This is a genomic window from Sulfurimonas aquatica (genome assembly GCF_017357825.1).
GTDB lineage: Bacteria > Campylobacterota > Campylobacteria > Campylobacterales > Sulfurimonadaceae > Sulfurimonas > Sulfurimonas aquatica.
This window is the reverse complement of sequence record NZ_CP046072.1, coordinates 2,281,594-2,296,017: the sequence shown is the minus strand read 5'-3', so window position 1 is coordinate 2,296,017 and position 14,424 is coordinate 2,281,594. Positions and strand designations below refer to the sequence as shown.

The 14,424-nt window shown below is 32.4% G+C and carries 18 protein-coding genes; 7 read left to right on the top strand and 11 right to left on the bottom strand.

Annotated elements, in window-relative coordinates:
* Positions 1-54: 54 nt before the first annotated feature.
* The gene (locus GJV85_RS11040) at positions 55-273 is read right to left on the bottom strand and encodes a cold-shock protein (RefSeq protein WP_207561432.1); all 219 of its coding nucleotides are present in this window, start codon (positions 271-273) and stop codon (positions 55-57) included.
* A 350-nt stretch (positions 274-623) separates the two neighbouring features.
* Between GJV85_RS11040 and GJV85_RS11035 the strand changes: the two genes are divergently transcribed.
* Positions 624-896, top strand: a complete 273-nt coding sequence (locus GJV85_RS11035) for a NifU family protein (RefSeq protein WP_207561431.1) — start codon at positions 624-626, stop codon at positions 894-896.
* Between the two features lie 7 nt (positions 897-903).
* Here the strand turns inward: GJV85_RS11035 and GJV85_RS11030 are convergent, their stop codons facing one another.
* Entirely contained in the window at positions 904-1,794 is an 891-nt protein-coding gene (locus GJV85_RS11030; protein ID WP_207561430.1) for a 4-(cytidine 5'-diphospho)-2-C-methyl-D-erythritol kinase, read from the bottom strand.
* Positions 1,795-2,039: 245 nt separating this feature from the next.
* On the opposite strand from GJV85_RS11030, the gene GJV85_RS11025 reads away from it, so the two are divergent.
* A complete protein-coding gene (locus tag GJV85_RS11025; protein ID WP_207561429.1) occupies positions 2,040-3,056 on the top strand; it encodes an NAD(P)-binding domain-containing protein in 1,017 nt (338 codons plus the stop codon).
* Positions 3,057-3,103: 47 nt separating this feature from the next.
* Here GJV85_RS11025 and GJV85_RS11020 read toward each other — a convergent pair whose 3' ends face one another.
* A complete protein-coding gene (locus GJV85_RS11020) occupies positions 3,104-3,664 on the bottom strand; it encodes an imm11 family protein (RefSeq protein ID WP_207561428.1) in 561 nt (186 codons plus the stop codon).
* 239 nt (positions 3,665-3,903) lie between these two features.
* On the opposite strand from GJV85_RS11020, the gene GJV85_RS11015 reads away from it, so the two are divergent.
* The 3 genes from GJV85_RS11015 (at position 3,904) to GJV85_RS11005 (ending at position 5,835) form a co-directional block, all read left to right on the top strand.
* Positions 3,904-4,113 (top strand): hypothetical protein, encoded by a 210-nt coding sequence (locus GJV85_RS11015; RefSeq protein WP_207561427.1) that lies wholly within the window; start codon positions 3,904-3,906, stop codon positions 4,111-4,113.
* Between the two features lie 50 nt (positions 4,114-4,163).
* Positions 4,164-5,516, top strand: a complete 1,353-nt coding sequence (locus tag GJV85_RS11010; RefSeq protein ID WP_207561426.1) for an MATE family efflux transporter — start codon at positions 4,164-4,166, stop codon at positions 5,514-5,516.
* Positions 5,517-5,592: 76 nt separating this feature from the next.
* Positions 5,593-5,835: a hypothetical protein gene (locus tag GJV85_RS11005; RefSeq protein ID WP_207561425.1), complete on the top strand. Its 243-nt coding sequence runs from the start codon at positions 5,593-5,595 to the stop codon at positions 5,833-5,835.
* A gap of 125 nt (positions 5,836-5,960) precedes the next feature.
* Here the strand turns inward: GJV85_RS11005 and GJV85_RS11000 are convergent, their stop codons facing one another.
* The 3 genes from GJV85_RS11000 to GJV85_RS10990 all read right to left on the bottom strand — a co-directional run bounded on the left by GJV85_RS11000 (position 5,961) and on the right by GJV85_RS10990 (position 8,210).
* Positions 5,961-6,548 (bottom strand): DUF302 domain-containing protein, encoded by a 588-nt coding sequence (locus GJV85_RS11000; RefSeq protein WP_207561424.1) that lies wholly within the window; start codon positions 6,546-6,548, stop codon positions 5,961-5,963.
* 174 nt (positions 6,549-6,722) lie between these two features.
* The gene (locus tag GJV85_RS10995; protein ID WP_207561423.1) at positions 6,723-7,055 is read right to left on the bottom strand and encodes a hypothetical protein; all 333 of its coding nucleotides are present in this window, start codon (positions 7,053-7,055) and stop codon (positions 6,723-6,725) included.
* A 120-nt stretch (positions 7,056-7,175) separates the two neighbouring features.
* Entirely contained in the window at positions 7,176-8,210 is a 1,035-nt protein-coding gene (locus GJV85_RS10990) for a GGDEF domain-containing protein (RefSeq protein ID WP_207561422.1), read from the bottom strand.
* A gap of 154 nt (positions 8,211-8,364) precedes the next feature.
* Here GJV85_RS10990 and GJV85_RS10985 point away from each other — a divergent pair, with 154 nt between their 5' ends.
* A complete protein-coding gene (locus GJV85_RS10985; protein ID WP_207561421.1) occupies positions 8,365-8,967 on the top strand; it encodes an EF-hand domain-containing protein in 603 nt (200 codons plus the stop codon).
* 123 nt (positions 8,968-9,090) lie between these two features.
* Positions 9,091-9,456, top strand: coding sequence for a rhodanese-like domain-containing protein (locus tag GJV85_RS10980; protein ID WP_207561420.1), 366 nt, complete (start codon positions 9,091-9,093; stop codon positions 9,454-9,456).
* A gap of 6 nt (positions 9,457-9,462) precedes the next feature.
* On the opposite strand, the gene GJV85_RS10975 is transcribed toward GJV85_RS10980, so the two are convergent.
* The 5 genes from GJV85_RS10975 to GJV85_RS10955 form a co-directional block, all read right to left on the bottom strand.
* The gene (locus GJV85_RS10975; protein ID WP_207561419.1) at positions 9,463-9,879 is read right to left on the bottom strand and encodes a (deoxy)nucleoside triphosphate pyrophosphohydrolase; all 417 of its coding nucleotides are present in this window, start codon (positions 9,877-9,879) and stop codon (positions 9,463-9,465) included.
* Positions 9,876-11,693: a hypothetical protein gene (locus GJV85_RS10970; protein WP_242689783.1), complete on the bottom strand. Its 1,818-nt coding sequence runs from the start codon at positions 11,691-11,693 to the stop codon at positions 9,876-9,878. The genes GJV85_RS10975 and GJV85_RS10970 overlap by 4 nt, the downstream gene beginning before the upstream one ends.
* A gap of 139 nt (positions 11,694-11,832) precedes the next feature.
* Complete coding sequence (locus GJV85_RS10965) at positions 11,833-12,792, bottom strand: thiamine pyrophosphate-dependent enzyme (protein ID WP_207561418.1); 960 nt, start codon at positions 12,790-12,792, stop codon at positions 11,833-11,835.
* A gap of 9 nt (positions 12,793-12,801) precedes the next feature.
* Entirely contained in the window at positions 12,802-14,022 is a 1,221-nt protein-coding gene (locus GJV85_RS10960) for a 2-oxoacid:ferredoxin oxidoreductase subunit alpha (protein ID WP_207561417.1), read from the bottom strand.
* On the bottom strand, positions 14,022-14,420 hold the full coding sequence (locus tag GJV85_RS10955) for a 4Fe-4S binding protein (RefSeq protein ID WP_207561416.1): 399 nt from the start codon (positions 14,418-14,420) through the stop codon (positions 14,022-14,024). The genes GJV85_RS10960 and GJV85_RS10955 overlap by 1 nt, the downstream gene beginning before the upstream one ends.
* Between the last annotated feature and the right edge of the window lie 4 nt (positions 14,421-14,424).

Genomic DNA, 14,424 nt, shown 5'->3' with positions numbered 1-14,424 from the left:
TAGTGAAAAATCTAAATTAAAAAGTTCAAGCAGCCTAAGCTACTTGAGACGATACTATAAACCAGTAACGTTTTCTGCTTGTGGGCCTTTTTCGCCTTCACCAACTTCATAAGTTACTTTTTGACCTTCATCTAGTGATACACGACCATAACCACTATTGTTTACTTGACGAAAATGTACAAATACATCTTTCCCGCCATCTTCTTGTTCGATAAAACCGAAACCTTTTTCAGAGTTGAACCATTTAACTGTTCCATTTAATAATGTTGCCATTTTAAATCCTTGTTTGTTTGAGTACACCATATTTCTAAGGTGGTAAAAATCTAATATAAAGTTTTCTTTTAGGTGAATGTACTGTAAACAAGAAGTTATCAATATAAAGCAGACTAAAGATGTAACTTGAATCATCTTTTCTTATTCGAATTATATCTGAATAAAATATAAAGTACAAGACATCTATAAGAGAAAAATTAAGCATTGTTTCTTCTAATATTAATAATAAGAGTATAGAAAAATATTAATATATCCCTAAATTGTTGGAGGTATAATAGCATCATATAAATATCTAAAGAGATAATTTGATAACTTTATGGGTAATTCCCATTATAAACAAAGGAATAAATATGAGTAAAGAAGAAGAGTTTAAAGCGAAGACACTAGTTGAAAAAATTAATGCAATTGATCAAGTAATCATAGATAAAATTAGAGATTTTTTAGTAAAAGATAACGGTGATTTAGATCTTGTGCATGTAGAAGAAAAAAATGATCTTATTCTTGTATATATAGAGTATCAAGGAGCTTGTACTTCTTGTGAATCTTCAGGCAGTACTCACACATCAATACAAAATATTCTCCAAAGAATGCTTTCAAATGATATTAGAGTTTTAACTGTATAAAATAAGATTAATTTAGTAGCTTAAAAAATGTAGGACCAGAACCAGAAAAAAAGTATTTATTTTTTACTTCTTCTTTTAACTCTGGATGAAGTAGAATTAAAGAAGCATAAAGGTCATTAAGTATTAAAGGGTCTGCAGCAAGTTCTAATATGCTTCTTGAGTCTAGTTTAGACCAATTAGAAGCTAAAGAGAGATCTATTAATAGATCTTTTTTTAATCTATTATGAAGGTTAGTTTTATCATATACTATATTTGGTTTATAGAAATCAAAATTTAGACCTTGCTCTTCAAACTGTTCTACAACCTCTCCACAACTTGATACATTTGCAGATGAATAGTTATATATAAAAAAAGGTACATCTCTAGCTATTTTAGTTCCGATTTTTATTAGTTCATTTGTACTTAGTATAAGGTTACATATCTCTTTGGCTAAAAGAATAAAAGCAGCAGCATTACTAGATGCTCCTCCCAAACCAGATGAAATTGGAATATTTTTTGTCACTACAACTTTATGTTCAGTAAAGAACTCTTCTATATCTGAATCTATAGTGGAATTTATTAGTTCAGTATATGCTTTATAGATAGTGTTAGATTCTAAGGGGATTTCATCGCATCCTTCAATAGTAAAAGCCTTGCATTTACAAGGGATAAAGCTTATTGTGTCATATAAATTGTCTACACGTACAACACGCGAAAGTAGAGTCTCTTTTGTATCTTCAAAGTCAGTGAATTTTAAAAATATATTTACTTTTGCATGTGCCTTGATACTGTAGCTAGAATCATTTTTGTCTATCTTTAATTTTTCTCTATTGATATTAGCATTTTTTTTATTTTTTGAAGTAGGTACACTCTCTTCATCCCAGTAACCACCTTCGTCCCCACCGGCAAATCCACCCATAAATCAAACCTCTATATAAATTTTAAAAGGTATTATACTAAAACATTGAGATGGAGTATTAAACAGAGATAATCAGTAGTTTAATATGGCTAAAGATATGTATAAAATAACAATAATAGATAATAATATAATAGACTATTATGTATTTTTATATCAAGAATAGAACATTATTGGAACAAATATGTGGAAGACATTATATGAATATTTTAGTATAATTCGCTAAATAATTTTCTGAAGGATAAAAAATGATTCAAGAGAACGGAAAAGTCGTAGATATAGCAATTATTGGAGCAGGACCTGGCGGTATGGCATCTGCTATCGAAGCAAAACTTGCTGGAATAGAAAATATTGTTGTTATTGACAAAGCACCTCACCATAATGATATGATTCACAAGTTTTACAAAAAAGGTAAGCGTGTTGATAAAGACTGGATGGGAATCAAGTTTGAATTTACAGGTAATGTAACATTTGATGAGTGTTCTAAAGAAGAGTATATCCAGCAGATGGACGACAAACTAAATGCTGCAGGCGTACTTGACAAGTTTGAATATAACCATGAAATAAAAAGAGTAACAAAAGGTGAAGATGGCCTTTTTGAAATGGTTTTTGATAGTGATGCAACTTCTGAAGGTGTTGAAACTATGAAAGCTAGAAATGTTATCCTCTCTGTTGGTCGTATGGGCAAACCAAATAAGCCAAAGTATAAATTTGGAAGAGAACTTAAGGATGTACTAAACTTCAACCTTTCTAAAGTTCAAAATGGTGAGCATGTTATGATAGTTGGTGGTGGAGATACTGCTGGTGAGTATGCTTATGGTTTAGTTGAACTAGAAGATATGGAAGATTGTGTTGTAACTCTAAACTACAGAAAAGCTGAAATTACACGTATGAACCCTATAAACACTGAAATGTGTAATAAGTATCTTGATAATGGGAAAATCCTTAATAAAATGGGTGTAGATATCGAGAGTGTTGAACCTTCACCAGCTGGTAAGATTCAAGTAAATTTTACAGATGGAACAACTGCTGAATATGATAGAGCTGTTTATGCACTTGGTGGTACAACTCCAAAAGACATTCTTGTAAACTCTGGTGTTAAAACTGGTGAATGGGATGTTCCTGTATATAGTGAAGAGACATTTGAAACAAATGTAGAAGGTCTTTATACTATTGGTGATGTTGTAACAGATCAAGGTAGTATTGCACTTGCTTTCAACCATGCAAGTGACGCTGTAAAACATATCGCTTCAAAAATTAAATAAACTTTATATACTATGCTCATTTAGGGCATAGTATAGATCTACATTTTTTAAACTTTTCTACTATACTCTTTTGTATGTAAAAAACTCACTCCCTTAAACATTACTTTGGATAACTTATCTTTTAACTCTTCATTGATAATTATTAAACCCGGTATATTGTGAAATCTAAATAGCCTCGACCCTGCCGTTTTACTATGATCAATTGAGAATTGAGTAACTACGGACAATCCAGCACTACTCTTTTCAACCTGACTTTTATCAATATCGATACAAGATATTATCTCTTTTACAATAGCTAGCCAGTATTTAGCTAATATTTCTTGTGTATCCCAATCAACTATATCTACTGGATAATAATCAATATTATTAATCCCAAGCTCATCTAGTGATGACTTCATCTTCTCTGAGAATAGTGGAACTCCAGGGTTTATAATATCTGTATAAACTACCTCTTCATCTTCTTCTATCTCTGCTAGTATTTTAATTGGTAGCTTGTCAAAATCTGGTTTTTTCCCCATTATTGATTCTATGAGATCTATTTCTGCAGGAAGTTCCAGAAAAGGTGCATTATCGTTCGGTGATATTGCATCAAAAATATAATATTCCATAAAGGCCCTTTTTTATTTTAACTATTAGTATATCAAGGAGTCATTTTAAGAAAAATATATTTATAAGCCGACTTAAGTATGAACAGCTAAGTTTAATAATTTGAGACATTGTAGGTACTTACATTGATAAATATTCTATATTTTACTTAGAATCATAAAAAAAATGATTTATTAAAGCTTTACAATGTATAAATTGGTTAGAATTTAAAATTAGGATGAAAAAACTTAAAGGATTAGATATGAGTAGATTAGATATAAAGGCACAAGTAACTCTTTTAAAAGAAGCTAAAATGTACTTTGAAGATGTAAAGCCAGTAAGTAAGGCAAAAGTAAAAGAGAAAAAAGGTGCTGTTGTTTTAACTCAAGAGCATATTGAAGAATGGCTTCAAGTCTTTTATGATGATCGCATTAGAATGGATACTTGTAATCAAGCTTCAGTAAAAATGTAATTGGCAAATATCTAATACCATATAAAGAGTATTAGAGTATAGTTCTGCTTATGAAAAATAAGAATGAACTAATTACAAAAGATATTAAACGACTAATCTTTCAAATTGCAATACCCTCAAGTATAGGGATGTTTTTCAACACGATGTATAATGTAGTAGATACATTTTATGTAGGTAAAATATCTACAGAAGCTATCTCTGCATTAACATATAGTTTTATGATTTTCTTTATGCTTTTATCAATAAGTTTCGGATTGTCATCTGCTATCACTGCATATGTAGGTGGAGCACTAGGCAAACACAAGAGAGCTATGGCGAAAATCTATGTATCAAATGGCATAAGCCTCTTTATGCTTATCTCTTTTATTCTATCTATAGTAAGCTTTTTACTTTTAGAAAAAATATTTGTTTTAATGGGTGCCACGGCCCAAGTCTTAGAATACTCACTTGAATATACTTACATAATACTCTTAGGCATTGTTCCAATGTTAATAGGATTAGGTGCAAATGCAGCCTTGATAGCACTTGGAGATACAAAAAGTTATAGAAATATTTTAATAATTGGTTTTTTTTTAAATCTTATTTTTGATCCATTATTTATATATGGCTTTTATTTTATACCTGCACTTGGAGTAGGTGGAGTTGCACTTGCAACAGTACTGATTCAGTATATAACACTGATTTATATGATGTACAAACTTTACAAAACGACTCTTTTTAGCATATCTACATTTTTTAAATCATCTCCAAATATAAGAGCTTTTAAAGATTTAACTAGGCAAGCTATTCCTACAAGTGCCAATATGCTTCTAATGTCTTTTGGAAGTGTTATCACAATGTATTTTGTATCGACTTATGGGTTTAAGGCTGTAGCTGCATTTGGGATAGGCTACAGGGTAGAACAGATTATTTTACTTCCTATGCTTGGACTCAATACAGCTGTCATATCTATAGTCTCAAATAACTTTGGTGCTAAGAATTTTGATAGAATAGATGAAGTTATTCATAAATCGTTAAAGTATGGTTATATAATGAGTGCTATAGGTGTCGCTTTAATAGTGTTCTTTGGTAAGTATATGATTATGGTTTTTGATACAGATATTGAAGTTATAGACATTGCTTATCCATATATAATTTTTGAAAGTTTTATATTCTTCTCATTTATAACGCTATTTATATCTGTTTCTACTCTTCAGGGTATTAAAAACCCATTTATAATACCCTATGTAAGTTTTTATAGACAGATATTTATGCCTCTTATTTTCTTTTATGTGGTTGTGAATATATTTGATTTATCTATTATATATTTATGGGTGAGTATGTTTATTATCATCACTAGTGCAGCAGTGTATATGAAGTTATATATGAAGAGACAATTAGAACTCGCTCGTTTAAAAGCTTAAAGATTCAATCTGAGGCAGGAGAATAGAAAGCTTAGAAAAAAAAGTGTAAAATTGCATTATAAAAAAGGATAGAAAAATGAAAAGTTTACAAGAAGAGTTTCTTAATGAACTAAAAAATACACCAAAGTCAACGGCAGCTGGATATGCTGAGCTTTATAAAAAGTATAGTGAACTAGCTATTGAAAAAGAAATAAATAACGGTGCTCATGAAGTACAAGCTAAGGCGATGGGTAATTATTATACTGTTTCTGTGTTAAGGGATTTTATAAATAATGAAAGTCAACTTACTCGAATCATAGCTCTTAAAGATTCATATTAAGTTACTCAAACTTTATATTACAAGCTGGAGTATTACATAGAGAGTACTTCTTTTTTATCAGAGTATAAAGAAAAATATGAAAAAAAACACCCCACAAAGAGGTGTTTTTATAGTTTTGAAAGTGTCTAAAAGTCACCATTAGCAGCACGCGCAGGAATCTCTTCCATCGCTTTTTTAACACTTAGTCCAAGTTCTAGCATCTCTTTTGGAAGTGGAAACCCACCATGAATCGCAAGTGTCATATCCATAGTAATAAGGAATCTATCACCATTTCCATACTCGATAAGCATGATTCTACATGGCATGAAGCCACCATAGTATCTGGAGTGATTTAAAAATACTTTTGCAATTTGAAGTGAACATAAAGAGAAAATTCTTGCATGTTTTACTTCAGCTGGTGCCGCATCATCTTTTGTGTACATTTTAATGTCACCAGTTATACGCATGTTGTACTCTTCTGCAAGTGCCAGTATTGAATCAGCAACATCTTCATTTTCAACATCTTCCGCTACTTTAAACTCTTTCATCATAGCACGAGCTGCATCACCATACTCAGCAACATTACTAAACATATTGTCGTATGCAGGCATTGCTCCATCATCCAGTTTATGCTGTTGTGTTACAGCGGTCCATCCCATATGTGCAGTAGAACATCCTGTAGCAAAAAGTGAAAAGCCAAGGATTGTAAGTCCTATTATTATGTTTTTTATCATTTTATATCCTTTTGTTAAAGCAATCTATTTCAGTACATAATGATGTACTATAAAAATAATAAATTATTATTATATAGATTATACTATAGTATAGGGAAAATGATTTTTAGAGACAATAAACTTTTTTGAGTAATATTTTTAACATAACTCTATGACAGAAACTGAAAATTCTTTTTATAGAACTAGTTTGGTGATTTTTGTGAATACTTTATCTAATCCGCTAACAACTTTATCTGCTGTAGAGATAGAATCGACTTTATTATTAAGGTTCTCAACTATGTTAGTACTAATCTCTTTTATATCATCAAGCTGTTTATGCAGTGAATTTATATCATTTGATTGTTCTTCAAGTGCTTCAATATCAAATGTCTCCAATAGTTCAGACAACTCCTCATGTTTTATTATCATAGTCGAATGCTCTCGTCCAAGTTGAGTATTGTCAAAATACTCTTTTATCTTAATATAGGTGTTTTCTAGTGAATCATATAACGAATTATCTATAGCCATGTAGTATCCTCTTTTTTATATTAGCGTTGAGCTTTTTTATTGACCCTAGTTGTATTATACACTAAAGCATATCTGGACCTCTTAGCTACGATGCTTTTAGGTATAAATGTAATTTATAAACTAGTACGAAATCCTATTTTTGCCACTATTTTTAGATTTATACAATAAACTATCTACTCTTTTAAAAATTGTATCTTCACTATCATTTTCATTTGCTTCTGAAACTCCAATACTAATTGTAATTTTATTACCTGTAATATTTTTCAAATCTTTTTCGACACTAGTACAAATCTTTTGTGCAACTTTTTTAGCATCATCTAAATGAGCTTCTGAGAGTAAAATAATAAACTCTTCTCCACCAATGCGAAATATATAATCATTTTCTCTGAGATGAGATGCTATTAATTTACTCATTTCAATTAAAACATCATCTCCTACCTTATGTCCATATGTATCATTTATACTTTTAAAGTTATCTATATCATACATAATCATTGAAAATGAAGTCTTATATCGCTTTTTTAGAGAAAACAACTCTAATATCTTTCCATTATAAGATTTACGATTTTTTAGTTTTGTTAATTCATCTTCATAAGACTGTAATTGCATTTTTTTCTGAGATAAATAACGTTCTGTAATGTCTCGAGTTATTCCTAAAACACCTATGCTAGTCTCATTGTAATGAAATGGTATTTTTTTAATTAACAAGTAATGCTCTTGATTATTTATGAAAGGAACCCATTTTTCATGAGAAGATATTTCATTCTTTTCTAGCATACTTTGATCTGTTTCTCTATATTGTAATGCAATTTTTTCATCAAAGAGTTCGAAATCACTTCGACCAATTATCTCTTCTTTCTTTTTATCAATGTATTTCAAATATGCTTCATTGCAACCTAGATAGTTTAAGTCTTTATCTTTATAGAAAATAAGGTCATCCGTAGAGTTTATAATAGAGTTAAGTATGTTTTTTGATGTTTCTACACTGTCTTCTGTGTGTGCCTTTTTATTAAATAAGTATCCAATAAGCAATGAAGTAGAAATAATAAAAATAACTTTTACTAAAATGGAAAATCTATAGTCACTCAATAGTAATACAGATAAAATAACAATACTCACAATAATGACGATTATAGTAGTTAAATATTTTTTCATTGTTATTATTCTACCTTAATACTTTTATTTTAGGTCTTAAGAAGTATGACACCTAAGTTTTATCAGGTTTTGAAAAAGCAAAATTTCTGTGCAGAAAATAAAATTAAGTATAGAGGGAGTATACTTTGGTATATACAAAATGGAGGATGAGGTTATGAGTAATTTATTACAAATAATAAAATTAAGTTTAGTAGTTGCTAGCTCTTTGTCTGTAATATCAGCTGTTGCAATGGCAGAAGATTTACCAGATAGAGGTCCTATCCCATTTACATCATACGACATAAATAAAGATGGTTCAGTAAGTGAAAGTGAGTTTTATGATACCAGAGCTACTAGGATGTCTAACAAAGCAAGTCAGAATATGCCCATGAGAAATGCTGAAAATGCTCCCGACTTTAACACTTTAGATAGAGACAATGATGGCAAGTTAACTAAGCTTGAACTGCTAGAAGGTCAAAATCAGCAGATGCAAAATAACAGAGCCAATAAAAGACAGGGACAAAAAGGTCAAAGGCGTAAGATGCAAGATATGAATCGTAATATGCCTATTTTTGAAAGTTATGACCTAAATAGGGATGGATATTTGACTGAAAATGAGATGAGTCAAGCTAGAGCTAAGAGAATCGAGCAAAAAGTATCTCAAGGTAAGCTACTAAGAAATAGTGCTAATCAAACTAAGTTCGCTAATATAGATACAAATAATGATGGAAAAGTAAGCAAACAAGAGTTTATTACAAATCAAACGAAGAAACGATAATTCGTACTTATAAAATTTTTTACCCTTATACTACTCTTTAGTTTATCTGTTATATTCATAAAGAGTGGAGATATTTTGTCTAAGTCACATAAAATCTGCTCAGTAATTAAATAAAGGATATTTATGTTGGATACTGGACCTTTTATATCTCTCTCTGCAGATGAATTTAATGAGAAAGTGGAGCAAGGATATAAAATAATAGACATCAGAAGAGCTGATGAGTGGGAATATTATGGAGTTATTGAGGGAAGTCATAAGATTACATTCTTTGATGAAGAGGGTGGATATGATGCTGATGCATTTTTAGAAGCCTTCACCCAGGTTGTTACAGACAAAGAGCAACCGTTTATCTTAGTTTGCGCTCATGCAAGAAGAACTAAAGCGGTTGGTAGATTACTGGCGTTACAGCTTAAGTATGCAAATGTTTATGAATTAGATGGCGGCATTAATTGGGGTTGGTTAGATAAAGGTTTTAAAACGGTTAAGTGATTATATTTATAAGGCCATACTCTCTATTTTTTTGACAAAGGGCAAGTCGATTGCTGGAAAGTCATAATTAACTAACTCATTGATATTTACCCATGCAGAATCAGTATGTTCATTCAGGTGGAGCTTTTGCTCTTCATCTACCTTATGAGCGGTGTAGATATGTAAACGGAATTTTTTATTGGCATATTCCAAATCTTCAAAACCAATGTATTTATCGATTAATATATCTAAATCTAACTCTTCTTTTATCTCTCGAATTCCACACTCTTTGAGTGTCTCATTTGCTTCAAGCTTACCACCGGGAAACTCCCACTTATTAGGCATAGGTTTATCTGGCTTTCTTTTAGCTATTAAGACTTTTTTATCTTTATTGATAATGATGACACCGACTGCTTTTATTGTTTTATTTGGCTGATTAATCATTTTTGCTGTAACTGCTTATGAGGTGATTGTAAGCTTTGCGAATTTCTATTAAGGTTTTTAAAAATATCAAGCACCCATTGATGATAGGAATCTTTCATTAGAGTTTTTAAGGTGTGCTTTTCTGAGTCTATCATTTTTTTTACGCTCAGTTGAAAATCATCCTCATTAAAGGCCTGATCGATTTCAGTTAGAGCCGCGTCTACGCCTATCCAACTCGCTGTTCCAGTTATAACGCCACAAAGTAACGCCCATGGACCAGAGGGAGAACATACTGTTAAACCAGTCGCTGAACCCGCCACGAAACTCGCTGCCTTGCCAGCACTTTTAGCACCTATTTTTAAAAGCATTTTAGACATTATTGCTTTAGAAATAGAAGTGCTCAGTACTATTGTTCCTACTCCACTGAGACTTTTTTTGGCTATGTCTCTTGATGAAGAGTCAAAAATATCATTAAACTTAGCATTTATATTATGCAGTTGCAACTGTATTTGTTTATTTTCAGAGATACTTTCATTACTCTCAAAGGACTCCATAGTACTCTTTAAACTACCTCTGAGGTTGCTAATATTACTTATAATACTGCTATTGACAATTTCTGAAGTAGTTCTTATTCTTGTGCTAAAATTATTTTGAACAAATAGATGGCTGTTTATTCTAGATTGTATCTCATTGTGGAGCATTTGTTCATTGCATTTTTTTAGTTTATATCCAGTTGGCAAGAATTTATTATAGTAGGGAAGCAGTGTTGCATTTTTATATTCACAATAGAGGTCATGACCTTTTAACGCTATCCTAGTATATTCACCTTTTAATGAGTAGTAATAATTAGATAAACCCGGTATTGCATCATACACTGGCACAAATGCAATCTCTATTTGCTTGTCTATAATTGTATCTATATCATCGAGTATCTTTTGCTCACTAGACTTCAATTGTTGATTAAGTCTAGTATCAATTTCGCTATAGGCTTTTTTAACTAGTTTCTCCATTTTTTGAATATGATGTTTTTCGTATAGATGATTGACAAACAATGTTGAAATTAGAAGAAGTACAATAGCACCTATAAAGCCTATGAGGAAATAGTTTTTAGTTTCTCCTCTCTTACCTATTTCTAGAACAGATTTAGAGATATTTATACTCAGTAGTAACTTTGAATACGCCCATGCAAAGATACCTTGAGTCATAAACAGATAAAATAACCAACTATAAAAAGCATAATTGTCATCCATATTCTGCATTGATAAACTAACTACTTTCCACTCTACTAGTTCTCTATACCTTAAGGTACTCGATAAGAAATCTAAAAAATTACAATCAATAGTATGAATTTCTGTAGTTGGAGTCGTATAAAATTGATATGTAACAAAAACTATAATGAGTAGTGCAGTATTAATCCACACAGTCATTCTTCTTGCTATAGCATCTAAAAATGCTCCTTTAACAGTGAGACTTAGCTTATTTTTTATTCTATTATGTATTAGCCATATCACTATAACATCCATACCCAAAATAAGTATAACTGCTTGGTCAATGTAAATAGTTTGTAATAATAAGATGGTTGATGCACTAAAGGCTACAAGTAAGGATAATAATAAAGTAAGCCATACACTTTTTACTATATGAAATAGTGAAGCTGTGTTATAGAATACTCTATCTGCTATGAGATAGTTATTGATGATTTTTATTTCAGAGAGTGCGATAGTAAGTAGAGTAGTTGTCCCTAAGATATAAAGTACAAAAATTATGCAGGGAGTTGTCTCAGCAATAAGTGTCCATATGAGTAAAAAAATAAAAATCAATAAACTTTTGAACATATGGCCTCTTGTAATTAAGTAATAATTACTTTAGCATATTTAAAGAAAAAAGCAAACATAAAAAAGTGCTCTCTTATATAACTCAGGTTTAATGGAACCACTCAACACTAAGGTGAATGGCTTTTCTATTTATTATTTATTAAACGCGAGCCTCTTCACGACGTTGTAAATATTCCCATTTTGCATCAACACGGCTTTGCCACTCATCTATGAGATATTCGTACTGTTTGCTAAAAAGATGTTTAAAACGCCCTTGTGCACCTAAATAATCACGAACAGGAATAACATTTTTTGGACGGTATGTGATGTTTAGCTCAGTACCATCAATTATCTCATAAAGTGGAAAAACTAAAGATTCTGTAGCTAAGTCAGAGATGGCAATAGTATCTTCAGGTGCAAATTTCCATTCTGTTGTACATGCGGACATGGCGTTTATAAATACTGGACCCTCAGTTGCAAAACCTGTTTGAATTTTTTTAACCATATCTTTCCATTTGTTTGGAGCCACTTGTGCCACATAGGGTGCACCATGTGCTGCCATAATTGCCATGATGTCTTTTTTGTTTCGTTTTTCACCATAGCTCGTGCGTCCAGCAGGAGATGTAGTCGCCGATGCACCGATTGGAGTTGAAGAGGAGCGTTGTCCTCCAGTATTTGCATAAACTTCGTTGTCTAAACAGACATACATCATATCGTGTCCGCGTTCAAAACATCCAGAAATCCACTGAAAACCGATGTCATATGTTGCCCCATCACCACCAAACGCCACAAATTTAGGTGTGCGTTCTGGTTGCTTGAGACGACCTTTCTTTTTAAGTGCTTTGTGCATAGCTTCAGCACCTGCTACTGCAGAAGAACCATTCTCAAACCCTATATGAATCCAAGAAGCATCCCATGAAGTGTGCGGATAAACAGCTGTACAAACTTCAAGACATCCAGTTGAAGCCGCGAGAATCAGATTATCGTCCGTCGCGTTTAAGACTTCACGAACTATAATAGAGTGAGCACATCCAGGGCAGAGAAGGTTTGAACCCTCAAAACGTTCTGTAGATGTTGAAAAATTTTTGAGATTTTTTGTTTTTGCTTTTATTTGAGTCATATATAATCCTTAAAAAAACGAAAGTTTTGGTCCACGAAGACCTATAAATTGCTGTAATGGAGTCATAAGCTTTCCATTTTGCGCATTTTTTGCGAGGTCACGATAGACAGTATGAAGATTTACTTTTGTTAAATCACGTCCACCTAAACCATAAATGTAGTTATTTACCACTGTGTTTGTGCTAGTGTTAAAAAGTGCTCCTGTGATTTCGTTGTAGAGCATTCCCACTGTACCATTTGGACTTGATCTATCAAGTGTAGCAATCGCCTTAGTATTTTTAAGTGCATCAGCAATTTGCTCAAGTGGAAAAGGACGAAAAACTCTTATGCCAACTACACCTGCTTTAACACCTTGTTCACGAAGTTCATTTGAGACTTCTATAGCAGTCTCTACAGATGTCCCCATGCAAACTATAGCAAGCTCAGCATCATCCATGTTGTACTCTTCTACAAAGTTGTATTCACGGCCAGTGAGTGATTTTAGTTCATCAAACGCTGCTTGAATTTTTGGTAAAACAGCGCTCATAAGTGCGTGATGTTGAGGTGCTTTGTGTTCAAAGTGCCAATCTTCTTCAGTTTGAGCTCCATGTGTTACAGGATTGTCAAGATCAAGCATATCATTCATAGGTTTGAACTCGCCAACAAAATTATATGCCTGCTCATCACTAAGTGTTTTTACTCTCTGTGCTGTATGCGATGTCATAAAGCCATCTTGATGCACCATTGCAGGAAGACGAATATCATGATCTTCCGCTACGTGAAACGCGACAAGATTCATATCATAAACCTCTTGTGGGTTATAGCAGTCTATTTGAATCCAGCCACTATCACGCCCCATGTACATATCTGAGTGGTCACCATTTACATTCAGAGGTGCAGCAATAGCACGGTTTACAACATTGAGCAAGATTGGAAGTCGCATACCAGATGCAGAGTAAAGAGTCTCAAGCATAAGCGCAAAACCTTGTGAACTCGTAGCAGTTGCAACACGGCCACCTGCTGCTGCTGCTCCGATACAGCATGACATAGCACCATGTTCTGATTCTGCCATTACATACTCGCCATCAACATAGCCGTTTGCCATAAAGTTTCCATAGTTTTCAACAATTGGAGTAGATGGGGTAATAGGATATGCAGCGACTACGTCCACTTGTGCTTGACGAAGTGCATGACTTGCCGCCATATTTCCATCCCATACTTCAATATCTTTTAGTTCAAATATATCTGCCATTAGTTTTCCTTTACTTTTGTATTCTCTTCTTGGGGCCAGTTCGATAATGCCTCTGCTTCATCCATTTGTTCAGGAAACATTAAAAGCGCATTTGTTGGACAAACTTCAACACAAATTCCACACCCTTTACAGTGATCAAAATCTATAGTAACCATTTTTTTCTCACGAGAAATTATTGACATATCAGGACAATAAATCCAGCAGAATTGACAATGTATACACTCCTCTAAATTGAGCAATGGCTTTTCAATACGCCAATCGGCTACACTTATACTAAACGAGTTTGATTTTGAGTAGTTTCTATGCTCTGGTAGTGTATTTACAATATCTGTTACTGCTCCTTCAAAAGGTCTGAGTATCGTACCTATTTCAAAAGTATCCCATCCATTTTCTAGCATTTTA